The sequence below is a fragment of the Streptococcus mitis genome, from assembly GCF_002860865.1.
Classification (GTDB): Bacteria; Bacillota; Bacilli; order Lactobacillales; family Streptococcaceae; genus Streptococcus; species Streptococcus mitis_AT.
On record NZ_PKIE01000001.1, the window covers coordinates 706,369 to 729,100 of the forward strand.

21 protein-coding genes and 2 pseudogenes are annotated in these 22,732 nt (G+C 38.7%); 8 read left to right on the forward strand and 15 right to left on the reverse strand.

Going from position 1 to position 22,732, the window contains the following annotated elements; all coding sequences use genetic code 11:
* Positions 1-82: 82 nt before the first annotated feature.
* Positions 83-336 (forward strand): annotated as a pseudogene (locus tag CYK18_RS03465) (IS630 transposase-related protein); the annotation flags it as partial.
* 352 nt (positions 337-688) lie between these two features.
* On the opposite strand, the gene CYK18_RS03470 reads toward CYK18_RS03465, so the two are convergent.
* The 5 genes from CYK18_RS03470 to CYK18_RS03490 all read right to left on the reverse strand — a co-directional run bounded on the left by CYK18_RS03470 (position 689) and on the right by CYK18_RS03490 (position 5,953).
* The gene (locus CYK18_RS03470) at positions 689-1,855 is read right to left on the reverse strand and encodes an ATP-grasp domain-containing protein (protein ID WP_101785069.1); all 1,167 of its coding nucleotides are present in this window, start codon (positions 1,853-1,855) and stop codon (positions 689-691) included.
* A gap of 12 nt (positions 1,856-1,867) precedes the next feature.
* Positions 1,868-2,608, reverse strand: coding sequence for an esterase family protein (locus CYK18_RS03475; RefSeq protein ID WP_101785071.1), 741 nt, complete (start codon positions 2,606-2,608; stop codon positions 1,868-1,870).
* An 18-nt stretch (positions 2,609-2,626) separates the two neighbouring features.
* Positions 2,627-3,451, reverse strand: coding sequence for an alpha/beta hydrolase (locus tag CYK18_RS03480; protein ID WP_101785073.1), 825 nt, complete (start codon positions 3,449-3,451; stop codon positions 2,627-2,629).
* A 136-nt stretch (positions 3,452-3,587) separates the two neighbouring features.
* Positions 3,588-4,802, reverse strand: a complete 1,215-nt coding sequence (thiI, locus tag CYK18_RS03485) for a tRNA uracil 4-sulfurtransferase ThiI (protein WP_101785075.1) — start codon at positions 4,800-4,802, stop codon at positions 3,588-3,590.
* Between the two features lie 8 nt (positions 4,803-4,810).
* Positions 4,811-5,953, reverse strand: coding sequence for a cysteine desulfurase family protein (locus CYK18_RS03490; protein WP_101785077.1), 1,143 nt, complete (start codon positions 5,951-5,953; stop codon positions 4,811-4,813).
* Between the two features lie 138 nt (positions 5,954-6,091).
* On the opposite strand from CYK18_RS03490, the gene CYK18_RS03495 reads away from it, so the two are divergent.
* Positions 6,092-6,529: a DUF6556 family protein gene (locus CYK18_RS03495; RefSeq protein WP_101785080.1), complete on the forward strand. Its 438-nt coding sequence runs from the start codon at positions 6,092-6,094 to the stop codon at positions 6,527-6,529.
* A gap of 20 nt (positions 6,530-6,549) precedes the next feature.
* On the opposite strand, the pseudogene CYK18_RS11040 reads toward CYK18_RS03495, so the two are convergent.
* The 8 genes and pseudogenes from CYK18_RS11040 to glmU all read right to left on the reverse strand — a co-directional run.
* Positions 6,550-6,802, reverse strand: a pseudogene (locus CYK18_RS11040) (IS5/IS1182 family transposase); the annotation flags it as partial.
* 357 nt (positions 6,803-7,159) lie between these two features.
* Positions 7,160-8,923: a glycerophosphoryl diester phosphodiesterase membrane domain-containing protein gene (locus CYK18_RS03500; RefSeq protein WP_101785082.1), complete on the reverse strand. Its 1,764-nt coding sequence runs from the start codon at positions 8,921-8,923 to the stop codon at positions 7,160-7,162.
* An 8-nt stretch (positions 8,924-8,931) separates the two neighbouring features.
* Positions 8,932-9,522 (reverse strand): 3'-5' exonuclease, encoded by a 591-nt coding sequence (locus CYK18_RS03505; protein ID WP_101785084.1) that lies wholly within the window; start codon positions 9,520-9,522, stop codon positions 8,932-8,934.
* Between the two features lie 257 nt (positions 9,523-9,779).
* Positions 9,780-10,271 (reverse strand): chromosome segregation protein RocS, encoded by a 492-nt coding sequence (rocS, locus tag CYK18_RS03510; protein WP_000021242.1) that lies wholly within the window; start codon positions 10,269-10,271, stop codon positions 9,780-9,782.
* Between the two features lie 76 nt (positions 10,272-10,347).
* Positions 10,348-11,040: a 5'-methylthioadenosine/adenosylhomocysteine nucleosidase gene (locus CYK18_RS03515; RefSeq protein ID WP_101785086.1), complete on the reverse strand. Its 693-nt coding sequence runs from the start codon at positions 11,038-11,040 to the stop codon at positions 10,348-10,350.
* 16 nt (positions 11,041-11,056) lie between these two features.
* Positions 11,057-11,368, reverse strand: coding sequence for a cell wall synthase accessory phosphoprotein MacP (gene macP, locus CYK18_RS03520; RefSeq protein WP_000517861.1), 312 nt, complete (start codon positions 11,366-11,368; stop codon positions 11,057-11,059).
* Between the two features lie 11 nt (positions 11,369-11,379).
* Positions 11,380-11,925 carry an NUDIX hydrolase gene (locus CYK18_RS03525; RefSeq protein WP_101785088.1) on the reverse strand — a complete coding sequence of 182 codons (546 nt, stop codon included), beginning with the start codon at positions 11,923-11,925 and terminating at the stop codon, positions 11,380-11,382.
* Between the two features lie 9 nt (positions 11,926-11,934).
* Complete coding sequence (gene glmU, locus CYK18_RS03530; protein ID WP_101785090.1) at positions 11,935-13,314, reverse strand: bifunctional UDP-N-acetylglucosamine diphosphorylase/glucosamine-1-phosphate N-acetyltransferase GlmU; 1,380 nt, start codon at positions 13,312-13,314, stop codon at positions 11,935-11,937.
* A 156-nt stretch (positions 13,315-13,470) separates the two neighbouring features.
* Between glmU and CYK18_RS03535 the strand changes: the two genes are divergently transcribed.
* The 6 genes from CYK18_RS03535 (at position 13,471) to lysS (ending at position 18,132) form a co-directional block, all read left to right on the forward strand.
* Positions 13,471-14,271 carry a glycoside hydrolase family 25 protein gene (locus CYK18_RS03535; RefSeq protein WP_101785092.1) on the forward strand — a complete coding sequence of 267 codons (801 nt, stop codon included), beginning with the start codon at positions 13,471-13,473 and terminating at the stop codon, positions 14,269-14,271.
* 94 nt (positions 14,272-14,365) lie between these two features.
* A complete protein-coding gene (locus CYK18_RS03540) occupies positions 14,366-15,208 on the forward strand; it encodes a DUF368 domain-containing protein (protein WP_101785094.1) in 843 nt (280 codons plus the stop codon).
* Entirely contained in the window at positions 15,208-15,690 is a 483-nt protein-coding gene (locus CYK18_RS03545; RefSeq protein ID WP_101785096.1) for an aminoacyl-tRNA deacylase, read from the forward strand. Before CYK18_RS03540 ends, CYK18_RS03545 begins: the two co-directional genes overlap by 1 nt.
* Positions 15,690-16,307: a histidine phosphatase family protein gene (locus CYK18_RS03550; protein WP_101785098.1), complete on the forward strand. Its 618-nt coding sequence runs from the start codon at positions 15,690-15,692 to the stop codon at positions 16,305-16,307. Before CYK18_RS03545 ends, CYK18_RS03550 begins: the two co-directional genes overlap by 1 nt.
* A gap of 21 nt (positions 16,308-16,328) precedes the next feature.
* Positions 16,329-16,520, forward strand: a complete 192-nt coding sequence (locus CYK18_RS11045) for a hypothetical protein (protein WP_101785100.1) — start codon at positions 16,329-16,331, stop codon at positions 16,518-16,520.
* 121 nt (positions 16,521-16,641) lie between these two features.
* The gene (lysS, locus tag CYK18_RS03560) at positions 16,642-18,132 is read left to right on the forward strand and encodes a lysine--tRNA ligase (RefSeq protein WP_000102449.1); all 1,491 of its coding nucleotides are present in this window, start codon (positions 16,642-16,644) and stop codon (positions 18,130-18,132) included.
* Between the two features lie 226 nt (positions 18,133-18,358).
* Here the strand turns inward: lysS and CYK18_RS03565 are convergent, their stop codons facing one another.
* Together CYK18_RS03565 and CYK18_RS03570 are read right to left on the reverse strand one after the other, a co-directional pair.
* Positions 18,359-20,896 (reverse strand): DEAD/DEAH box helicase, encoded by a 2,538-nt coding sequence (locus CYK18_RS03565; RefSeq protein WP_101785102.1) that lies wholly within the window; start codon positions 20,894-20,896, stop codon positions 18,359-18,361.
* The gene (locus CYK18_RS03570) at positions 20,896-22,731 is read right to left on the reverse strand and encodes a site-specific DNA-methyltransferase (protein ID WP_101785104.1); all 1,836 of its coding nucleotides are present in this window, start codon (positions 22,729-22,731) and stop codon (positions 20,896-20,898) included. Before CYK18_RS03570 ends, CYK18_RS03565 begins: the two co-directional genes overlap by 1 nt.
* Between the last annotated feature and the right edge of the window lies 1 nt (position 22,732).

A 22,732-nucleotide genomic window follows, 5' to 3' on the forward strand; every position in this document is an offset into this window, starting at 1 on the left:
GTACATTAATATTAGTAACCTGTTTCGACAGAGATATGATAAAATGAACTAAAGATAGTACACAATGTAGTGTAGTCATCTTATGCCATATTCAACAGATTTACGTAAAAAAGTTCTCGCCTATTGTAAGCGAACAGGTAGTATAACAGAAGTATCACACGTTTTCCAAATCTCACGTAATACCATTATCTAAAAGAGAAAATAGGTGATTTAAACCATCAAGTAAAAGGAATAAAACCAAGAAAAATTGATAGAAATAGACTTAAAAACTATCTTACTGACAATCCAGACGCTTATTTGACTGAAATAGCTTCTGAATTTGGCTGTCATCCAACTATAGCGTATTGAATCTAGAATAGCACATTACAGTTGCTAAAACATTTCTAGAAAAAATTGACTTTCTCAATCACTTTGTTCACATCTTATTTCAATCTACTATACTATCCACTATGCTCTCAAAGCTATAGGCTACACTCGAAAAAAAGAATCACACCTACTATGAATAAGCCCCAGAAAAGTAGCTTTATTTCTTATTCCTCCCCACTCACCTGAGTAAAATCTTAGTGAGAAAAACTGAGCTCATATCAAAAAGCACCTCAAAAATTGTCCTACTCTTGTTTCAATCCGCTGTGTTTCTTATAAAAAACAAAAGGACTAAGGGAGTGAATTTCCTTAATCCGATAGTCTCTCAAGCCTGACGCTGACCAAAGTCCTTAATCATCTGATCCATTTCTTGTCGACTCGGAGTTGTCAACATATACAGGTAATCTCCTTGAAGTTCCGCAAAGGCCGCTGGCATGATTTTTTTAACCTTGAACTGCTGGCTATATTTGTCAATCAAATCCTCTTCTGAATAAACATAGTGAGCATTTGCACGGCGAGAAGTAGCCAAACAATACTGAGGTTCAAATTCTGACGCTGGGAACTCTTCTCCTGCGACAATGGCTGCATAGCCACGATAGAGGTCCAAGGAATGGGCAAAGTTATAAACATCAATGGTAAACCCACCTGCAGGACGGTTATTGTACTCAATGGCAATATAATCATCCCCCTCACGGAAGAACTCAATATGGAAGAACCGTTCTTTCATACCAAATTCCTTGACAATTGCCTCACCATATTTACGTAATTTAGGATCCATATCCTTGAGAACGTAATAAGAATTGTCCATCTTGTAAATCATGAGATCCAGCGGTGTATAGGCGTAATCAAAGGTTGTTGAGAAGACAATTTTACCATCCTTGTCCACAAGACCATCAAAGGTGCAAATTTCGCTGGAAGTGACAAATTTCTCAAAGAAATAAACGGTCGAATGGTCCCATTCTTGCTTGAAGTGATTGATATCGTCTTCTGTTTCAAGCTTAAAGGTCGCGGCTGCTCCCACTCCATTATCAGGTTTGGCAATCATTGGAAGGCCGATTTCGTTCACTGCTTGATCAACATCTGCTTCCGTCTTGATAACAGCTCCAGGGACCACAGGGACACCTGCTTTTTTGAAAAGCTTCTTCATTTCAGACTTAAATTTCGTCTTTTTGAGATCCTCTGGTTTGGCACCAAAAACATTGAATTGCTCACGAAGACTTGCATCCAACTCTAACCAATATTCATTGTGGGATTCAATACGGTCAATCGGGCCATGTTTATAAAAGAGAAAAGCAACTGCACGTTTGACTTCATCTATGTTCTCAAGGTTATCTACACGGAAATACTCGGTCAGGCTATTGCGCAAGGGTTCATCCAATTGCTCATATGGTTCTTGGCCAATCCCCAAGACGTTGATTCCTTTATTAGCTAGTTCAATGGTAAACTGTTGAAAGTTTTGTGGATAGTAGGGAGAAATAACAAGGTAATTCATAGGTAACTCCTTTTATAAATAGAGATTGCCGAGGAAATAAGGCATTTGTTTGCGCCACCATTCCCAGTCGTGGGCGACATCGTGTCCCCATTCAGCAAACCAGGCTGGAATTTGTTTCTGATCAAAGGCTTCTTTAAGCTTGTAGAAGGATGGCAAGCCATCTTGTTCCCAGGCACCGAGACCCGTACAAAGCACAATCTCTGCCTGACGATAACGGTCAATAAACCAGCCGTCGTTCTGGTTCCAGATATAATCTACTGGCGAGTTTTGGTAAATAGCATCGTCGTTATAGTAATCGCCGACAAAGAAACGTGCGTCGTAAACACCACTAAGAGCTATCACCTTGGTAAAGACATCTGGATGCTGAAGGAAGAAATTGACTGCATGATAGGCTCCCATAGAGCAACCTGTCGTCATCATTCCATCAAACCAACCTGTCTTGTGCTTGATAAAAGGAATGGCCTCCTCAATCACATAGCGCTCGTAGGCACGATGCATCTCTGCTTGGTCGTGCCCATTTTTCCAAGTGGCCAACCAGCTCTCACTATCTACACTGGATAGGGTAAAGAACTGAACACGGCCTTCCTCGATAAAAGAAGCACAGGCATCAATCATGCCAAAATCATAGTATTCGTTGTGACTACCACCTGATGAAGCAAAAACCACAACTGGAATTCCAGCATGACCATAACGGTTAAGGTACATTTCACGGTTAAGATTGCCACTCCAGTGGCTAAGATGTTCAATATGCATATTTTCTCCTTTCTTACTTTACCAGTTTTCTGCAAAAAATCTCAGACAGTCTGGTAAATTTTCAGACCATGGAATCTCACTATGGATAGCACCAGACTGAACTTTCAAGACAAGATTGTCCAAATGAACTCCCCCTGCTATCAAATCATGGTAATAGCGTAGCGACGAGTCGATATAGGCTTGTTTGATATTGCCAGCCATCAAGGTCTTATCTGTATCATCCGCTTCTTCCGTTCCTACATAGATGAAGATGCGCTGGTCAGGCGATAGTTGCTGACGCTCGATATAGCGGTTAAAGGCTTCTTGGTGGAGCCAGTTGGCAGATGAAAAGACCCCGAGACATCCAATTTGGTCTTGGTATTCCAAACCGATAAACTGGGTAATATTGCCACCTAGTGAGGAGCCAATCATAGCCGTATGCTGGCGATCAGCTTTGGTACGGTAGGTCTCATCGATAAAAGGTTTGACAACCTCCATGACAAACTCAGCATATTCCACACCCTTACCGCCAAACTGCTGCCCCGGAATAGGAGATTCTTGGAACTTCCATGCCGCATACTCATTCATCCGCCCCATTCCATCATTATCAATGGCTACGACAATCATGCGACTGATATCAGGATTACGCTTAATAGCTGGGATAATCTTCCATGAATGACCAATGAAAGACTCCTTGCTATAAAAAACATTTTGCCCGTCATGAAAGTAAACAACAGGATAGGAACGATTCGTGTCTTTCTCATAATCTTTAGGCAGAAGAACACGCACACGGCGCTCCTTACCTGTATAAGGAACCTTGAGTTTGTGTTCTTTCATTTTTAGATAAAAATAGGATTGGTTCATTGTCAGAAAACTCTCTATATTCAAAATTTTATCTTATTATATCACAATTATAGAAAAAAAGTTAGTTTTTCTTCCACTTTTGGAATTAAAAACTAACTTTTTCATCTATTTTTCTATATTCTTCTGGATTTTCTGATTATAGTAGACTATCAATCAAGTCATCGACTTCATCTTTTTCAGCTTGAGGTGTAATCTCAGTAATCATAATCCCTGCCACAGCTCGCTCAACTAAACCTTCAACATCCATACGTGCTTCATACTGCTCTGCATTCTTAATCTTAGGATTAGTCTTTGGGCGATCTGGTGCAAAAATCGTACAACAGTCTTCAAACGGTTGGATTGAAATGTTAAAGGTATCTATTGCCTGAGCAATGTCAATGATTTCCAACTTATCCATTGTCACAACTGGACGGATGATGGGAGTGTTGGTCACAGCGTTAATAGCCTGCATACTTTCAAGAGTTTGACTGGCTACTTGACCAAGACTTTCCCCATTGATAATAACCAAACCATTTCGTACCTCACGAATACGGTCGGTAATCCGCATCATAAAGCGACGAGTCAAGGTCATGAGATAGGCTTCTGGCGCTTTGGCCTTGATTTCCTCTTGAATCTCAGTGAAAGGTACTTCGATAAACTGAATATTTCCCCCAAACTTGGTCAATTTACGAGTCAAATCTTGGGCTTTTTTAAGAGCACCAGGACTCGTGTAAGGTGGGCTGGCAAAATGAACAGCCTCAATATCCACTCCACGTTTCAAAGCAAGATAACCTGCTACAGGTGAGTCAATCCCTCCTGACAACATGAGCATCCCTTTACCTGAAGTTCCAACTGGCAATCCACCAGCCCCACGAATTGTTTCATAAGAAAGATAGGCTGCTTCTTCACGGATTTCCACCTGAAGATTGATGTCAGGACTTTTCATTTGAGCTTGCACATTTGGAATGGCTTCGAAAACAGCTCCTCCAAGTGTTTGATTGAGTTCACGACTATCCAACTCAAAGTTGTGGTCGCTACGCTTGCTAGAAATTTTAAAGGTCATGCCATCCTTGTAGATATCTTTCATAATCTCTTGGACAGCAGACTTCAGAACTTCTACAGATTTTTCAACCTTATAAACAGGGGAAAAGTTTTGAATTCCAAAAACTTGTTTGAGCGATTCTGCTACTGCTGTGTAATCTGCTCCATTGAGGTAAGCGTGGGCACGGTCACGATCTGCCGTTACCTTAACTTGGGGATAGATAGACAAAACGTCTGAAATATTATTGCGAAGTTTATTGATGAAACGCATACGGTTTTTACCCTTAGTTGACAGCTCACCGTAGCGAATCATAATTTCTGAATATTGCATGAATGCTCCTATCTTACTTTTCTAGTTTGATTGTAAATCAATTTTAACTTGGTCAAAAACTGCTCGACCTGACTCATATCATTTTCAAGGTCTAGACTAAGACGCACAGCTGACTGGGCCTTATCTTTATCCACTCCCATGGCAATCAGGGTTCCTGCAGGTTTCCCAGCCTTGGACGAACAAGCAGAGGTCGTTGAGATGAAAATATCATAGTCTTCAAAAGCGTGAACAATAACCTCACCACGAACACCTTTGATTCCAAAAGTCAAGATATGAGGGGCAAAATCTTCCTCATCTGAAAAGACAAAAATATCTGGATAGTCCAGAAGGGCTTGGCGAATAACAGCTTTCATCTGTCCAGTCTTGGTCCTAAAGATATCTAGCTTTTCCATAGACAAACGGAGGGCCTTGGCTGTCGCTGCAATTCCTGCCACATTTTCAGTTGTAGAACGGTAATCACGTTCCTGACCACCACCTGTTAAAAGAGGCGTAATCTTCTTGCCAGACTTGATATAGACAAAACCAACACCACGAACTCCGTGGAACTTGTGACCAGAGAAAGTCGCGAAATCCACTCGTTCTGTCAGATACTTTTCAGTCGGAATTTTAGCAAGCGCCTGAACCGCATCAACGTGGAAGGAAATAGTTGGCTTATCTGCCAACAATTCTGAAATAGCTTGAATAGGTTGAATCGAGCCAATTTCATTGTTAACTGCCATGATGGAAACGAGGGTCGTATCTGGTCGTATCAAATCTGCTAGCGCCTCAACATCCACAAATCCTTTGTTATCAACTGGAGCAAAATCCACTTCAAATCCTTGACTTTTTAACCAGAGGGCTGACTCTTTGACTGCCGGATGTTCAATGGATGATACAATGATGTGCTTTCCAAACTGGGCTTTTTCAAATGCCACACCCTTGATAACCCAGTTATCACCTTCTGTTCCACCAGATGTAAAGAAGATTTCATCACTTTTCTTACCGATTAAATCTGCAATCTGTTGACGGGAAGCATCTAAAATTCGTGTTGCCTGGTCTCCCAAACGATGGAGACTAGATGGATTTCCTAAAATTTTTGAAGCGACCTGCATATAAGTTTCAAGTGCTTCAGGATAGGGCTTGGTCGTCGCCGAATTATCAAAGTAAATCATGTTTTCTCACGCTTTCTAAAATCACTCCTTCTATTGTATCATGAAACGGAGCTTGCGACAAGAAAGGGCAATTCCTCTTTTTTTAAGATTTTTTTAAAGAAATGCGGTATAATAAATTTTAATTAAAGGAGAGAATGTATGTCTAATTATCGTAGAACTTCAAAACCAAAAACAGAACACATCAAAAAAGGCTTTACAGTCTTTCAAAAAACCGTTGCTACAATCGCTAGTATCCTTGGCTTGATTACCGCAAGTATCACTATCATGAACGCCTTGGATAATAACAAAAATACTAAAAAAGAACCTACGACAAGCCAGACGACAACTATTGTCAAAGAAATTCAAAAAGAATCCCCTAAGGAAAATACTAGTCCCAATAAGGAAAATCACACCTCTCAAGAAAAAACACAACAAGAAGAAACGCCAAAATCTAGCGTCAAGGAAGAGAAAAAAGAAGAGCAGAAAACATCAACTCAGGATTCTTCTACTCCTGCTCCTACTCCAAGTAAACCTGCTACTGAAAACGAAAAACAGGTCAATCCGCCAACTTCAGAAAATAAAAGCAATCCTCAGTAAGCACATGATCTAAGAAAAAATCAACTCAAAAAATAAAACTGCGCAGTAACTTCTGTCTTGACCACAATCAAGCTAAAGAGAGACTGTGTTTTTGTATAATTGATGTTTTAGATGCTAGATTCTTGACCAATTTTGTGAGATTCATACTCATAAAGATGAATCCTAGCGATGTTATGACAGTTTATTTATTTCTAACATAAACTCTGCACATGCCAAAAATACTCTCTCATCTGCCCCAAAAGGGAAAACATCCATTTTCTGTTTGACATAAATTCAAAAGCCTTCTTCACGCAGAAGTTAGTAACCCTTTTACATCTGACATAAATAACCTAGTTCAACCACTTCATAGGCATTACTTCCTGTTTTATTCTTATTTCATACTCTTCGAAAATCTCTTCAAACCACGTCAGCATCACCTTACCGTACGTATGTTACTGACTTCGTCAGTTTTATCTGCAACCTCAAAGTTGTACTTTGAGCAACCTGCGGCTAGCTTCCTAGTTTGCTCTTTGATTTTCATTGGGTATCAATTATAAACCATGGCATAATAAAACGAGCATATCCAACTGATACATCGCTCGTTTTTTTGATATTTTAGAGGTGATTTTTTGCTCAATCTCTTTTTGCTTACTAAAAATTAAAGAATTCCATGGCCTGTTTGAAAAGCAAATCCGTGTACTCTGGGTCTTCTTGGGCAATGGTAACCTGCTCTTGAACCATTTCCAAGTCATCTGTTATCATGCCATCAGCTCCTAGCTGAACAGATTTATCAAAGGACTCTGAACTATTGATGGTCCACACGTACAATTTCTGATCGGTATTCCATAGCTTGTTGACAAAATTTTCATCCAAGGTTGAATACTCCATGGTGTAACCTGTGGCTTTGGTTCTTGGAAAGATACTATTGTAAGGTAGGATAAAATAGACTGGAATTTGTGAATCATAGGCTAACACCTGGTCGATCACATGGTAGTCTAAGGACTGCATTTGATAGCCATTCTGTTTAATGATGGCTCCATATTTGTCCATAAAACGTTTCATCATATCTGGACTATCTTTTCGACTTGTTTTAATTTCAATGAGGAGTTTTTGATGCAATTCATTAGCTTTGTTGAGATAAGCATCAAAACTAGACACTTTGGTGTGATAGCCGTTCTCTGAAATATCTAGTTTGGTTAATTCATCCAAAGTTAGATCCTGAGGATTGGCATTGACTCCTGTCAAATTCTTGATATTGGCATCATGCATCATAACAAACTGGCCATCTTTTGTTTCCTGAACATCCGTCTCAACAAAGTCTGGTTCTAGTTGGGCTGTCTTTTCTAGCGATTGGACAGTATTTTGGACACCATTCTTATTAGATACTCCTCTGTGAGAAATAACTAAAGGTTTATGTGCAACTGGAGCTTCCAAATAGACATACCCCTCAAGAGCAAAAAAGATGCCGGCACAGCCCATCACTCCCCATCTCATCCAGTGGTCTTTCTTTCTCCTTGGTGTGATTTCTAGTTCTTCCCCTGTCAAAAAAGAAACAAACTTAATAAGGAAATAGGTCAAGGCCATATAGTGGAAATTCTTAATCAAGACAAAATTAATGATTCCCAGTACAAGAGATTCCTTATGGGTCAGACCATCCATCAGTACCTGACTTGCTAAGATTGGAATGAGGAGAAGAATGAAAAATAGATATGTTTTTACAATAATCCAAAGTAAGTTCCAAATATAAAACCAGGATTGCCTTTTGGTCTTCTCTAGACTGTATCTGACTGCCTCTTTGACTGTTTTCTTCTCAAACAAAAGCTGGGGTAGGGCAAACATCAAACGTATTGAAATGTAAAACAGCAGCAAGGCTAGAACAGTGATTACCAAACCGACCAACCAATACTTATCTTCTACATAGGCTACTATAAATTCTGGAATGACAATTTTATTGAGGTAATAAATCTTTAAAATCTTTCGAATCAATGGAAAGAGCATCATGACATAAAAGAAGATAAAGGCCATTTTGGAAATCGTCACTTGTCTCATGAATAAGAAACTCTGACGAAAGACCTTGCGACTGTACTCCAGTAGGGTTCTCTTTTCATGATAGAGGAGGTGTCGAGCTCCGATAAAGAGAAGCCCTATCTGGTAATAGGCGACCAGTAAATTAACGATTACCAGAACAAATAAAGCCAAACTAACAAAGGGTGAACCCTTTATAATGGCAAAAATATTATTGTAGGAAAGAAAGAGATAACCTGTCTGACGAAGCAACAGTCCAGCAATCCAAGAATTAAGTGGTAACCAGACAAACTCAATCATCATAAATATCAAGAAAAAGAGAAAGAGAATTTTATCTAGATTAAAGTAAATTTTCCTAAAACCTAGATTTTTAGGTTTTTCAGGTTTCATAGGCACTCCTAGTCAAATAATTGAGATAAGTCCAAGCCTCCAAAAGGATTGTTTGATAAGCTACTTTCTGTCTCTAACAATTCTCTAGCTTGATCTGACTCTAAGAAGGACTCGTAAACACGCGCCGTCATCCGAGCATCCTCCAAGCTATTATGGGACTGTCCTTGAAATCCAAGAAAGGAGGCAACCGTTTGCAATTTGAGATTGGCAATACCGTGTAAATCTGAACTGCGACGTTCAAAAGCTTCATCATACAGATCCACCTTGTACTGCTGGCTGTAGTCTAAACCATGATCCGCTAAAATAGGCAAATCACTTTTAGCAGCATTATATCCAACCATGGGTAAAGAACCCACAAACTCTTGAAATTCTTTGATAACTTCCTCCACTGGGGGGGCATCTTTTAAGGTCTCAGCTGTAATCCCAGTCAAACCATTGATAAAACTCTTTAGAGGCACACTAGTGTGGACATAGGAATCATAGGCATCGATTTCCCGACCATCTCTAAAACGCACTGCCGATACTTGAATCAAGTGTGTTTGTCCTTCGTGCTGATTAAATTCTAAATCAAAAGCAATGTAATCTTCTAATCGTTCCATTCTATACCTCTCCTATACTGTTATTTTATACTCTTCGAAAATCAAATTCAAACCAGGTCAGCTTCGCCTTGCCGTAGATATATGTAACTGACTTCGTCAGTCTTATCTACAACCTCAAAGCAGTGCTTTGAGCAGCCTGCGGCTCGCTTCCTAGTTTGCTCTTTGATTTTCATTGAGTATTAATTGAGCAACTATACTATTTAGATTAGAAATAAAAGAAGCCATCAGGTTAGCATTTAACCTAAACAGCTCCTTGATTATCCTCCAAATAAACGAGCAAAAAAGCCTTTCTTAGTGGATTGGACTTCTTCTTTTGCTTGGTCCAGCTCTAGCTTAAGATTTTCTTGATCCTTCATGGCTTGAAGGGTCAATTGTTGCTGCTGATCGAGTTGTTTGTCTTTCTCAGCAATCTGACGGTCTTTGATACGCATCTGCTCGTCTTTTTCTGATAACTGACGATCCTTGGCTTTTAATTGTTCATAAAGACGGAGAATTTCTGCATTCTTCTCATCAACTAGAATCTCCATCAGTTCACGTTGCTTGACATCTTCACTGACAGGCTCATCTTCAAAAATCGTTTTTTTATAGATTTCTTCTAGCTTAATCAAGCCACTTCTGGTAACGACTGTTACCCCTTTGTCATTTTTATCTGTGTCTTCTTCTGGTAATTCTTTGACACGGTTATTGATTGCTTGGCGAGATAATCCTAAGACCTCTGCAATCTCACTGACGGTCATTTCAATACTCATAATATCCTCTGAAACGTTTTCTAGCTTTTCTTTATTTAAATCTTATCATAAGCTAGAAAAACTGTCAAATTTTCGCTTAATCTAAAGCCTTCAAAAAGGCTAATAAGACTTGGGCAGAGCGACGTCCAGCTTCTATAATAAACTCATCAAAAGAGATGTTTGCTTCATGGTTGGCATTGTCACTCATAGCTCGAATGACTAAAACTGGGAGATTAAGGGCATGCGCTGCCTGAGCAATAGCTGCTCCTTCCATCTCAACTGCTAAAACTTCTGGAAAATGGGACTTAATCGCTTCTATCTTGTCATTTCCTGCGACAAAACTATCTCCTGTAGCAATCAAACCAAGATGCCAGTTCTGGTCCAATTGAGATAGATTCTCTTGAATTTTGGCAACAAAGATTTTGTCTGATTCGAAATAAAGCGGTTGTTGCGCCATTTGTCCATAAGCATAACCAAAAGCTGTGACATCCACATCATGATAGGCTAACTTGTCAGCAATCACAACATCCCCAACAGCGATACCCTCTGCTACTGCTCCAGCAGATCCCGTATTAATTAGAGCATCCACTTGGAAATGATCAGCCAAAATCGCCACACTCATAGCAGACATGACCTTACCAATTCCACTTTCTACAAGAACGACTTCATGAGAGGCAATGGTGCCTGTATGATAGGTATTCCCCAAAACAACTTGCTCTTGGGCATTGTCTAGATGCTGGACCAGATAAGCCAGTTCTTCTGGCATAGCCGCAATAATTCCAATTTTCATTTCAATTCCTTTTCTATTACAAAAGTTTCATTGCTAAGACAAGCAAGATCAAGAGAAAGATGACTGCAAATAAAATCTTATTTAATTTAGAATTGAAGACATTTCTCTTGGTATTTTCAATGCGACGGCTTTTATGAATAGACGGTTCGACCTGAATCTTCAAGGTTTCTTGGCTAAAGCCATGATCCTTAGGATTGGCATAACCAAAACGGGAAGAAGAGGTTGGTAAAATCTTAGTCTCCTCATCATCTAGCAAAGGGGGACCTGAAATTTTTTCGCCTCTATTAGCTCTTTCAATCATTTCATCCGTTAATAAAGGTTTACCCATACTGACCTCCTCTATTTTTTCTGCAATTCCCAATACTGAACAGCCATAATTGTCTTGGCATCACAGATATGACCTGATCGGATTAATTCCTTAGCTTCTTCTAAGCTCACTTCAAGGACTTCTAAGGTTTCATCCTCATCCTGCGGACGCGGATTTTCCACCTTTGTCAAATCGCTTGCTAGGTATAGTTTTAACTTTTCATTACAAAAGCCAATGGCTGAATAAAAGTCATACAAGAGTTCTAATTTCCCTGTGTAGGCTGTTTCTTCCTCTAATTCACGAAGAGCTGCTGCAACAGGGTCTGTATTTTCTCCTAATTCCAGTTTTCCAGCTGGAATTTCGTAAGAAACAGCCTCAATAGCTTTACGGTACTGCTTGACCAAGATGAGCTTTTGCTCATCCGTTACTGCTAAAACACAGACAGCCCCATTGTGGAAAATCAAATCACGTTGGGCAATTCCCTTGCCTTCTGGTAATTCAACCTGATCTTGAACCAGTTTAAAAATTGGTCCTTGATAGATTTCTTTTCGGCTAAGCGTTTTTTCTTCAAATTCCATGATAGGCTCCTACTGATTCTTAGGATGATGAGGAAGACGTGTTGCATATTCGTCTTTATTGACCTGACGACCGCGACCAATAGCAATGGCATCCGCTGGCACATCTTTGGTAATAGTTGAACCCGCACCAACGAGGGAATTATCACCTAACTCAACTGGAGCAATAATGGTTGAATTTGAACCAACAAAGACATTGTTACCGATGACTGTCTTGTATTTGTTTTTACCGTCATAGTTGACTGTAATGGTTCCAGCACCAAAATTAACCTTGCTACCCACTTCACAGTTTCCGATATAAGTCAAATGACCAGCCTTGGTATTCTCACCGATTGAAGAACCTTTCACCTCAACAAAGTTTCCAATATGAACTTGGGCACCCAGACTTGAACCTGGACGAATGTGGGCATAAGGACCGACTGTCACACCGTCTGCAACACTACTTTCTTCAATCATAGAGTTGGTAATGACAGCTCCTGCTCCGATAGTGCTATCCACTACATACGTTCCATTTGTCAAAACAGTCTCAGCGCCAATTTTCGTTTGACCTTTCAAGGTAACATTGGCTTCGATTTGAACTTCAGGGGCAATCTCAACATCAATATCAATATAAGTTGCTTCTGGGTTGACAAAGCTAACCCCATTGACCATATGTTGATGATTGATGCGACGACGCATAACTGACTCAGCTGTCGCAAGTGCCACACGGTCATTTACCCCAAGACTTTCATCAAAATCTTTCAAAGTATAAGCACCAACTTTTTCACCAGCTTCACGGAAAATGCCAATGACATCTGTAATATAGTATTCACCTTGAGCATTGTTGGTATTGATATTTTTCAAAGCCTCAAACAAACGCTCGTTGTCAAAAACATATGTTCCAGTGTTGATTTCCTTGATTTGCTTTTCAAAATCTGTAGCATCCTTCTGCTCAACAATGCGAAGAACCTCAGCATTCTCATTACGAACAATTCGTCCATAGCCAAAAGGATTATCTGTTTCAGCAGTCAAGATAGTGGCCACATTTTTATGATTGATGTGGAAATCAATCAAGTTTTTCAAGCTTTCACCTGTGATTAAAGGAGTATCCCCTGCAATGACCAAGGTGTGACCTGACAAACCTTCTAGGATAGGCTCTGTCATCATAACTGCATGGCCAGTCCCTAACTGTTCAGCTTGAGTCACAAATTCTGTCTGTACAGCCAAGACCTGCTCAACCAATTCTGCCTTGTGTCCGACAACTGTTACTGTCTTTTCAGGTTGGATAGCTCCCACACTACGGAAAACATGTTCCAGCATTGAAATCCCCGCAACCTTGTGCAACACTTTTGGCAAATCAGATTTCATGCGAGTCCCTTTACCCGCTGCTAAAATAATGGCATAATTTGACATAATCTTCTCTTTTCTCTAGAAATTCTCTTTTATTATACCATATTTCAAATCATTCCGCTCCCTTGAATGAAAAAATACTCCAAAGTCCTTTCCTTAACCCATTTTTTGAGTATTTTTTTTTGATTTTTTTTCATTTTTAAGGTAAAATTATGAGATATGAGAAAGAAAATTAATCCGCTTATTTTATTTGGTTTTTTGGGGGTTATGATTTTCATTTTAATCCTGAATCGCCCTCGTTTTGAGGACCATCCTGTAAAAACAAAGTCAAATATCGCGCAAGTAGAAACACAAGCGCTACACAATATAGATAAACCGGTAATTGATGTTTCTGGTTGGCAGCGTCCTGAGGAAATTAATTACGATACTCTGTCCCAAAACATTTCTGGAGCTATTGTTCGCGTCCATAGTGGCGCTCAAACGTCCAAAGAGAACGATGCTGCCTTTGTTAATGGGGTAGATAAAGCCTTTAAAACCCATATCACGGAGTTTCAAAAACGAAATGTCCCAGTTGGTGTCTATGCTTATTTAGCTGGAAAAAGTGTCCAAGAAATGGAAAAAGCCGCTGAAGTTTTTTATAACGCCTCTTCACCATACAGCCCTAGTTATTATTGGCTAGACGTAGAAGAAAAAACCATGTCCAATATGAACGAGGGTGTTGAAGCCTTTCGAGCAAAGCTAGAATCACTTGGTGCAAAAAATATCGGCATCTACGTTGGGGTCTACTTCATGGAAGAACACAGTATTGATACAGACAAGTTTACCTCTGTTTGGATTCCTTCATACGGTTCAAATACTGGATTTTTCGAAAGCAAACCTAATACGGACTTAGATTACGACATCCACCAATACACATCTAAAGGAAAAATTGCTGGCTTTGACCACGATTTAGATATCAACGTCATTTCTTCCTTAAAAAATAAAGAAGAAACCTTTAGAAAACTCTTTTTAAAACCTTAAAAGCATTTGTTTAGCATTTGCTTTTTCTTTTTGTGTTTGATTGTGATACAATATAGTAAGGATTTTTTGAAATAGAAATAGTTGGAGGAAAAATATGCTCTCATGGTTAGCACGCCTTATTAAAGGGATTGTAATTGCTCTTGGATTTATCCTACCGGGAATTTCCGGAGGGGTTCTAGCAGCAATCTTAGGAATTTACGAACGGATGATTGGCTTTCTGGCCCACCCCTTTAAGGACTTTAAAGAAAATGTTTTGTACTTTATTCCAGTTGCCATCGGTATGATTCTGGGAATCGGCTTATTTTCTTACCCGATTGAATACCTGCTTGAAAATTATCAGGTCTTTGTCTTATGGAGCTTTGCGGGGGCTATCATTGGTACTGTTCCTAGCCTTCTCAAAGAATCAACTCGAGAATCTGACCGAGACAAGATTGATTTAGCTTGGTTCTGGACGACCTTTATTATTTCTGGATTAGGACTCTATGCCTTAAATTTTGTTGTTGGAACCTTAAGCGCCAGCTTTCTTAACTTCGTCCTAGCAGGTGCACTACTGGCTCTTGGCGTATTGGTACCTGGCCTCAGTCCATCAAATCTACTTTTAATTTTGGGACTCTATGCTCCTATGTTGACTGGTTTTAAAACCTTTGACCTCTTGGGAACTTTCTTCCCGATTGGAATCGGAGCAGGCGCAACTCTCATCATTTTTTCAAAATTGATGGATTATGCCTTAAATAACTACCACTCACGCGTCTATCATTTCATCATTGGAATCGTCTTATCAAGTACTCTTTTGATCTTGATTCCAAATGCAGGAAACGCTGAAAGTATCCAATACACAGGTCTTTCACTTGTTGGGTATGTCATCATCGCCTTCTTCTTTGCACTGGGAATCTGGCTTGGTATTTGGATGAGCCAATTGGAGGATAAGTATAAATAATGGCAAAAAAAGTTAAAATCAAAAAAACATTGGTGGAACAAATCCTGTCTAAAGAAGGTATCCAACATCAAGGGATTCAAATCAATGCCCTGGAAGGAGAACTTCCGCAAGGTTATGAACGAGATCAGATTTTCAAAACCTTGGCTCTTTTAGGAGACAAGACAGGACCGATTATCGGAATTGTGCCTATCACTCAGCACTTGTCTGAAAAGAAACTAGCTAAAATTTCTGGCAATAAAAAAGTGAGCATGATTCCACAAAAGGACTTAGAAAAAACAACAGGTTACATTCATGGAGCCAATAATCCTGTCGGTATTCGTCAGAAACACAATTACCCCATTTTTATCGATAAGATCGCCCTAGACTTGGATCAATTAATTGTCTCTGCTGGGGAAGTCGGCCACAGCATTATTGTCGCACCACAAGACTTGGCTAGCTTTGTAAAGGCTGACTTTGCAGATATTTTGGAGGACAGCAAGTAATGAAACTCTACTTTGTCCGCCACGGTCGTACCGTCTGGAACCAAGAAGGACGCTTTCAAGGTGCTAGTGGTGATTCTCCCCTTCTTCCTGAATCCATTGAAACCTTAAAACAACTTGGCCAGTATCTCAAGGATATTCCTTTTGATCAGATTTATTCAAGTGATTTACCCCGAGCGGTCAAATCTGCGAAGATTATCCAAAGTCAACTCCAGACACCCTGTCCTTTAGAAAGTGTTCCTAACCTCCGTGAATGGCAGCTGGGGAAATTAGAAGGTTTGAAAATCGCAACTTTGGAAGCTATTTACCCGCAACAAATCCAGGCTTTCCGTTCAAATCTTGCCAAGTTTGACACTCAAATGTTCGGAGCTGAATCCCTCTATAGCACAACACAACGGACCATCCAATTTATCAAATCACTTAAAGATAGTCCAGCTGAGCGTATTCTAATTGTCGGGCATGGCGCCAATCTTACTGCTAGTCTTCGTACTCTTCTAGGTTATAAAGAGCCTCTTCTTCGTAAAGATGGCGGTCTAGCAAATGCCAGCCTGACCATTCTAGAAACCCATGATTTTGAAATATTTACTCTTGATACGTGGAATGATACTTCCTATCAATAACAGAACTTGATTTTATACTCAATGAAAATCAAAGAGAAAACTAGGAAACTAGCCGCAGGCTGCTCAAAGCACTGCCTTGAGGTTGTAGATAGAATTGACGAAGTCAGCTCAAAACATGTTTTTGAGGTTGTAGATAAGACTGACGAAGTCAGTAACCATACATACGGCAAGGCGACGTTGGCGTGGTTTGAAGAAATTTTAGAAGAGTATTAGCGTCAAGTTCTTTTTAGTTTTGAAAGATTATCCGTGAATTTCTTGGCTATTTATGATAAAATGGGAGTATCGCAAAAAATGACTCATCGTATTCAATTTTGAGTAAAACTAGGAGGATCCCATGTCAACAGAACATATGGAAGAACTAAATGACCAGCAGATCGTTCGCCGTGAAAAAATGGCTGCGCTCCGTGAACAAGGAATCGATCCCTTTGGAAAACGCTTTGAACGCACTGCAAATTCACAAGAATTAAAAGATAAATATGCCGACCTCGATAAAGAACAATTACACGATAAAAACGAAACAGCTACTATCGCAGGACGCTTGGTAACCAAACGTGGTAAAGGTAAAGTAGGTTTTGCCCACCTTCAAGACCGCGAAGGTCAAATCCAGATCTACGTTCGTAAGGATGCTGTCGGTGAAGAAAACTATGAAATCTTCAAAAAAGCAGACCTTGGTGACTTCCTTGGTGTCGAAGGTGAAGTGATGCGTACAGATATGGGAGAACTCTCTATCAAAGCTACTCACATCACTCACTTGTCTAAAGCACTTCGCCCACTCCCTGAGAAATTCCACGGTTTGACAGACGTTGAAACAATTTACCGTAAACGTTACTTGGACTTGATTTCGAATCGCGAAAGCTTTGAGCGTTTTGTCACCCGTTCAAAAATCATCTCTGAAATCCGTCGTTACCTTGATCAAAAAGGTTTCCTTGAAGTGGAAACACCTGTTCTTCATAACGAAGCTGGTGGTGCGGCAGCCCGTCCATTTATCACCCACCACAATGCCCAAAATATTGACATGGTGCTTCGTATCGCGACTGAGCTTCACTTGAAACGCCTTATCGTTGGTGGTATGGAACGTGTCTATGAAATTGGCCGTATCTTCCGTAACGAAGGAATGGACGCTACTCATAACCCTGAATTTACTTCTATCGAAGTCTACCAAGCTTATGCAGACTTCCAAGACATCATGGACTTAACTGAAGGCATTATCCAACACGCTGCTAAATCAGTCAAAGGTGATGGCCCAGTCAACTACCAAGGTACTGAAATCAAGATTAACGAACCATTTAAACGTGTTCACATGGTGGATGCTATCAAAGAAATTACTGGTGTCGATTTCTGGAAAGACATGACTTTCGAGGAAGCCAAAGCTATTGCTGCTGAGAAGAAAGTTCCAGTTGAGAAACACTATACTGAAGTTGGTCACATTATCAATGCCTTCTTTGAAGAGTTTGTTGAAGAAACCTTGATCCAACCAACCTTTGTCTATGGACATCCAGTAGCTGTATCTCCACTCGCGAAGAAAAATCCTGAAGACGAACGCTTTACTGACCGTTTCGAGCTCTTCATCATGACTAAGGAGTACGGTAATGCCTTTACTGAGCTCAACGACCCAATCGATCAACTTAGCCGTTTTGAAGCCCAAGCCAAAGCCAAAGAACTTGGTGATGATGAAGCAACAGGCATCGACTATGACTACATTGAAGCCCTTGAATACGGTATGCCACCAACAGGTGGTTTGGGAATCGGTATCGACCGTCTCTGCATGCTCCTCACTGATACAACTACTATCCGTGATGTATTGCTCTTCCCTACGATGAAGTAAGACAACTCAAAAACGTTGTTATATCAAGGTTTTATGAGTGTGAATGGCAAAACTTACCAAAAATTTACCACATCTTATACAAATAGTTGTAAAAACTTGTAATGACTTACAGCTTCTCTTGGACTATTCTAAGGGAAGTTTTTTAGTTTCTGGGCAGCAAAAAATGACAGCAGATTTTCTACTGTCATTTATGTGTTTCCGAAAAAGATAGATTTTTAGTAAAAAATTATTTAGAGTCAGCTAATTTAACATCTAATTGACTCTTGAAATTCATTATATCTTTCTCAGAGAGTTTCTTAAAGAATATATCAAAATCTTTAGGTGTCAAAAATGTAAATTTATATCTAGTCAAATTACCATCTGATTCATGCTTTTCATTTATAAAATTAAAATGTTTAATCGCTGCTTTGTTTTTCCCAATATTCTCTGAATCTGGTTCAGAAATTTGTGAATTATCTTTAATTTCTACAGCAATAATATTATCACCTTGTTTAATAAACCAGTCTGGATTAAATTGTCCATTCTTATGGTGGGTACCTTTTTGCCAAGAATAGTCAATACTGTAAAAACTCATGTCATCGGATTTTATGAACGAATCAATACTTTTGATAACTTCTTCATCAGTAGTGAGCTTAGTTAAAAATTCTTTCTCAGGATTACCTGTTGTTACAATCCCAAATTGAGGAGTTTTAAAATTGTATTTATTCTCAATTTTCTTCGTTTTATATCCATTTGATGTGTCTGTTAGTTCTCGGAAAGTATCTAAACTAGCTTTATCAGATGAAAGACTAGATTCCAAATCTGAGCCGTAAAAAAGAACTTTATTCATTCTAAATCCACTTATTTCAGAAGTATTTTTAGGTAAGTTAACAGTTGAAACGGTAAAATATTCTTGCGGCTCAATGTCGTAACTAACTACTTTTGAACCATCCCTAAAAATAACATTCATAGACGACAAAAATTTATTCTTAAGACTTTTTGTAATATGAGTATTTCCACTTTTTTTCAACGATTCTTCAATCATGGCTTTTATTTTTGAAACTGACCATAAGTTCTGATATTCTTGTGCATACTCACTGTCTTCCAAATCCTCGAATCGGCTATACAAAATATTCGCCATTTCTTTTACTGTAATCTGCTCATGCTCGTAAGTTGTTTGGAAGTTTCTATCTGATTTTGTCTTAATATCTGTCAGGGTAATAGTACTCTTCCCAAATTTATCATCTGTTGGTAAATTAACACCATTTTCCCATAAATTATATGTACCCATTTTAGGATAATCTTTAGTGTCAGTTTTTGAAGAATATTTTACATTCGTCAAACTGAAATTATAATTTGATTCTTTATTAACAGACAAAGTGATTCGCTGTCTAATCTCCAGAACCTCATTTACAAGTGCCTCTACATTGGCAGACCATTTTTCATGGTTAAAAACTGTCACTGTCGGGGCACCCCACTTGCTAGTATCCCACCCCTCTGGAACACGCAAACCTCTTCCAAGAACTTGAGCAATCAAAAGTTTTGAGTTAAATGCTCTTTCGTCATCTGGAACAATCTGAAATACACGCTTAACATCCCAACCTTCAGTAAGCATTGAAACACTAAAGATAAATTCCACTGGATTACCTTTTTCATTAACTTTAGACAGTTTCATTCTATCAATAGCTGCTTTCTGTCCACTATGAACTGAAAGAACTATGTCATTAACTTCTGCATCAGTCAGCTTTCTTTGTGTTTGTAAAAATTTTTTAAAAGCTTTCGCTTTACTATCAGCAAGATTCTGTTTGGACGTCACAATAATTGTAATGGGCTTAATACCAAGTTCTTCAGGAACTTGCGATGCAATTTGGTTATGAGAATTCAAAATTACTTGCCATCTCTCGTCCTTATCTTTTGGAATATCTTCTTTTGAAATGTATTCTATATCCTTAACAAACCCCTGTTCTATTGCATCACGAAGAGAGAAACGATAGATAACATTTGAAAAGTAGTCATTCCCACTTTTATTCTTTCCTTTATAGGCTGTTCCTGTTACTCCAATAACATATTTGAAATTGATATTATTACTACTTTCATCTTCAATAAAGCTTCTCCACTCATTCGATTCAGAATAATAAACATGGTGAACTTCATCATTCAATATAAGTGTATTTTCGCCATTTCCCTTTAAACTATCAACTATAGAATTTCTAGTTGCTTGAGCTTTATAAATAGCATTTCGATTTTCAACAGCAATGGAATTTTCCACAAGTGTACTATCGCCATTTAAAATTTGAGGTGGTACAAAATTATCTCCTAGAGTTTTAAGAAGTTGTAAATTTCCTAGAAGGTCTTTAAATTTTTGAGTCAGCTCATTTTCAATGGTTACGCTAGGAACTAATACCAGAACTCGAGGAACTTTTTTTGTGGCAAGCATAACAAGCGCTATCGCAAACATAACATATGACTTCCCTGTTCCTGTAGCTAAATCTAAGGTTGCTGACAGCTTGTCAGATAAATCTAAATCATCTTGCATCAAATTAAAATCATTGTTCCATCTTGCTCTTATGACTTGATTCTTTTCAAAATTTTCTTTTGCTAATGCTGTTATATCTTTATATTCACCAGAGTTGAGAAAACGTAAAGCAGTTTCAGCTGCTTCTTTCTGATAGTTTCTTTTTCCAAATAGCATATCAAAGAAATTTTGAAAAAATCCTTCGTCCCAAACTACAGGGTTTACGTTTTTACTAACTTCTAGGACTAAATCACTATCTTTATATTCCATTATGCCATTTCTCCCCTCGTTGTTACAAACTCATTTCCAAATTTATCTACAAATATAAACATCGCTTGACCATCAATTTGACTTTCATCAAATATTATAGATTGATTTTCATCGAAATCTTTATGGTAATATACTCTGTCCACATTGAAGGCTTTATTATCATACGTTAAATCAACTAAAAGCATTGAGAACGCCTCAAAACCACTTATATTTTCTTTGCCTTTCAATCTAGAAAATGATTCAAAAGAATTAACCCTTAGTATTTCTCCAATAATTTCAAAATCAACTTTGGGTTTTCGCATAAAATCAAATCCGTAAGCATCAACAACCGCATTTACCGAGTCAGTATCGTCTGCCTGTAAAGTACCTTTGAAATTCTCAGTAAATTTTTGGTACATTAAATATGGAACACGAAGAATATTAAATATTGTATTCCACTCACCGTCATTATCATACTCATCTACTGCAAAAGTAAATTTCCCTTGCGGAGCAATAATGAATATCTCATTAGGGGCAGCTGAACCTAAGCGAGAATAAATCTGTTCCAAAGTATCTTCTGATATTTTTGCTCCCATTCCATTTAATTCATTAAGGGAATAAACTTTAACTAGAGAACCATCTTTCATCCCATCAAAAGAAAGTCCTTTGATTGACTGATAAGAAGGTTGAACATTGTATAAAGCCATGGCAAACTGTTTCCACTGTGTACTATCAAAATCATTTAGTTTTTCATTATCATACAGACCTGCATCATAAACTGCAAAAGGTTTATGTGATTCATTTCCTAATATTCTTTTTTGAATAGTATAAATAGATAACTTCCCTGCATCTACAGTAATCCATCGTCTACCCAACTTCTCTGCCACTGCCGCAGTCGTTCCCGAACCTCCAAAACAATCGAGAATTAAATCTCCATTATTTGATGATGATTTAATAATTCGTTCAAGCAATTTCTCTGGTTTTTGAGTAGGGTATCCAATTCTCTCTTTGGCAACTGGGTTAATCATTGAAATTTCCCAAGTATCAGGCATAGGAACACCCTTGGTCTTTTCATCTGTTTGAATTGACCGTCGTTTGCCGTCTTCTCCAATAACGCTTTTCCAAGCCTTCCCCTGAGCAGAAGATTTTTCTGATTTAGGAATATACATCTGGTTAAAAACATGATTTCCTTTATTTTTTGTATACCAAAATATAGTATCATGATTTCGAGCAAAATATTTTCCTGCAATATTCCATCGTCTATAATACCAAACTATCTCATTACAAAAATTTCCCTCTCCAAAAATCTCATCCATCAAGACTTTAACGTAATGTGCCTTGTGCCAATCCAAGTGTACGTAAATAGATCCGTCATCAGCTAACACTTCTCGTAGCAGGATAAGACGTTTTCTAAGCCATTCTAAAAATTCTGCACCAGCTAATTTATCAGAATAAGCTTTAGAATCTTTATTCGAAAAATCTTGTTTTGTCGCAAACGGTGGATCAATATAAACCAAGCGCACGCCGTCAGTACCATCCGCATTTTTCAGTTCACCTCTATGCTTCATCTCTACAAGAGTTTTTAAGACTTGTAAATTATCGCCGAAAATAATTTTATTTAACCAATCACTTTCAGTAGATTCACCAAATCTTCGATTTTCTTGCAAAGGCACGGCAAAAGTTTGACTGATAATAGATTGTTCACCTTCTTTGCCGTAGTAGGTTAATTCATATTCTTTTCGTGCGGGGGGAAAGAGTACACGTGCAAACTCCGTAGAGACCTCATTGCCGTTCATGACTTCTTCCTGTGCCTGAGCTAATAGTTCGAGAAGTTCTTTTTGTCTGTTATTATCCATA

Excerpts from the sequence above, each read along its gene's own strand:
- CYK18_RS03470 (WP_101785069.1), bottom strand. The coding sequence starts at position 1,855 with ATGAATTACCTTGTTATTTCTCCCTACTATCCACAAAACTTTCAACAG.
- CYK18_RS03475 (WP_101785071.1), bottom strand. The coding sequence starts at position 2,608 with ATGCATATTGAACATCTTAGCCACTGGAGTGGCAATCTTAACCGTGAA.
- CYK18_RS03480 (WP_101785073.1), bottom strand. The coding sequence starts at position 3,451 with ATGAACCAATCCTATTTTTATCTAAAAATGAAAGAACACAAACTCAAG.
- thiI (WP_101785075.1), bottom strand. The coding sequence starts at position 4,802 with ATGCAATATTCAGAAATTATGATTCGCTACGGTGAGCTGTCAACTAAG.
- CYK18_RS03490 (WP_101785077.1), bottom strand. The coding sequence starts at position 5,953 with ATGATTTACTTTGATAATTCGGCGACGACCAAGCCCTATCCTGAAGCA.
- CYK18_RS03495 (WP_101785080.1), top strand. The coding sequence starts at position 6,092 with ATGTCTAATTATCGTAGAACTTCAAAACCAAAAACAGAACACATCAAA.
- CYK18_RS03500 (WP_101785082.1), bottom strand. The coding sequence starts at position 8,923 with ATGAAACCTGAAAAACCTAAAAATCTAGGTTTTAGGAAAATTTACTTT.
- CYK18_RS03505 (WP_101785084.1), bottom strand. The coding sequence starts at position 9,522 with ATGGAACGATTAGAAGATTACATTGCTTTTGATTTAGAATTTAATCAG.
- rocS (WP_000021242.1), bottom strand. The coding sequence starts at position 10,271 with ATGAGTATTGAAATGACCGTCAGTGAGATTGCAGAGGTCTTAGGATTA.
- CYK18_RS03515 (WP_101785086.1), bottom strand. The coding sequence starts at position 11,040 with ATGAAAATTGGAATTATTGCGGCTATGCCAGAAGAACTGGCTTATCTG.
- macP (WP_000517861.1), bottom strand. The coding sequence starts at position 11,368 with ATGGGTAAACCTTTATTAACGGATGAAATGATTGAAAGAGCTAATAGA.
- CYK18_RS03525 (WP_101785088.1), bottom strand. The coding sequence starts at position 11,925 with ATGGAATTTGAAGAAAAAACGCTTAGCCGAAAAGAAATCTATCAAGGA.
- glmU (WP_101785090.1), bottom strand. The coding sequence starts at position 13,314 with ATGTCAAATTATGCCATTATTTTAGCAGCGGGTAAAGGGACTCGCATG.
- CYK18_RS03535 (WP_101785092.1), top strand. The coding sequence starts at position 13,471 with ATGAGAAAGAAAATTAATCCGCTTATTTTATTTGGTTTTTTGGGGGTT.
- CYK18_RS03540 (WP_101785094.1), top strand. The coding sequence starts at position 14,366 with ATGCTCTCATGGTTAGCACGCCTTATTAAAGGGATTGTAATTGCTCTT.
- CYK18_RS03545 (WP_101785096.1), top strand. The coding sequence starts at position 15,208 with ATGGCAAAAAAAGTTAAAATCAAAAAAACATTGGTGGAACAAATCCTG.
- CYK18_RS03550 (WP_101785098.1), top strand. The coding sequence starts at position 15,690 with ATGAAACTCTACTTTGTCCGCCACGGTCGTACCGTCTGGAACCAAGAA.
- CYK18_RS11045 (WP_101785100.1), top strand. The coding sequence starts at position 16,329 with ATGAAAATCAAAGAGAAAACTAGGAAACTAGCCGCAGGCTGCTCAAAG.
- lysS (WP_000102449.1), top strand. The coding sequence starts at position 16,642 with ATGTCAACAGAACATATGGAAGAACTAAATGACCAGCAGATCGTTCGC.
- CYK18_RS03565 (WP_101785102.1), bottom strand. The coding sequence starts at position 20,896 with ATGGAATATAAAGATAGTGATTTAGTCCTAGAAGTTAGTAAAAACGTA.
- CYK18_RS03570 (WP_101785104.1), bottom strand. The coding sequence starts at position 22,731 with ATGGATAATAACAGACAAAAAGAACTTCTCGAACTATTAGCTCAGGCA.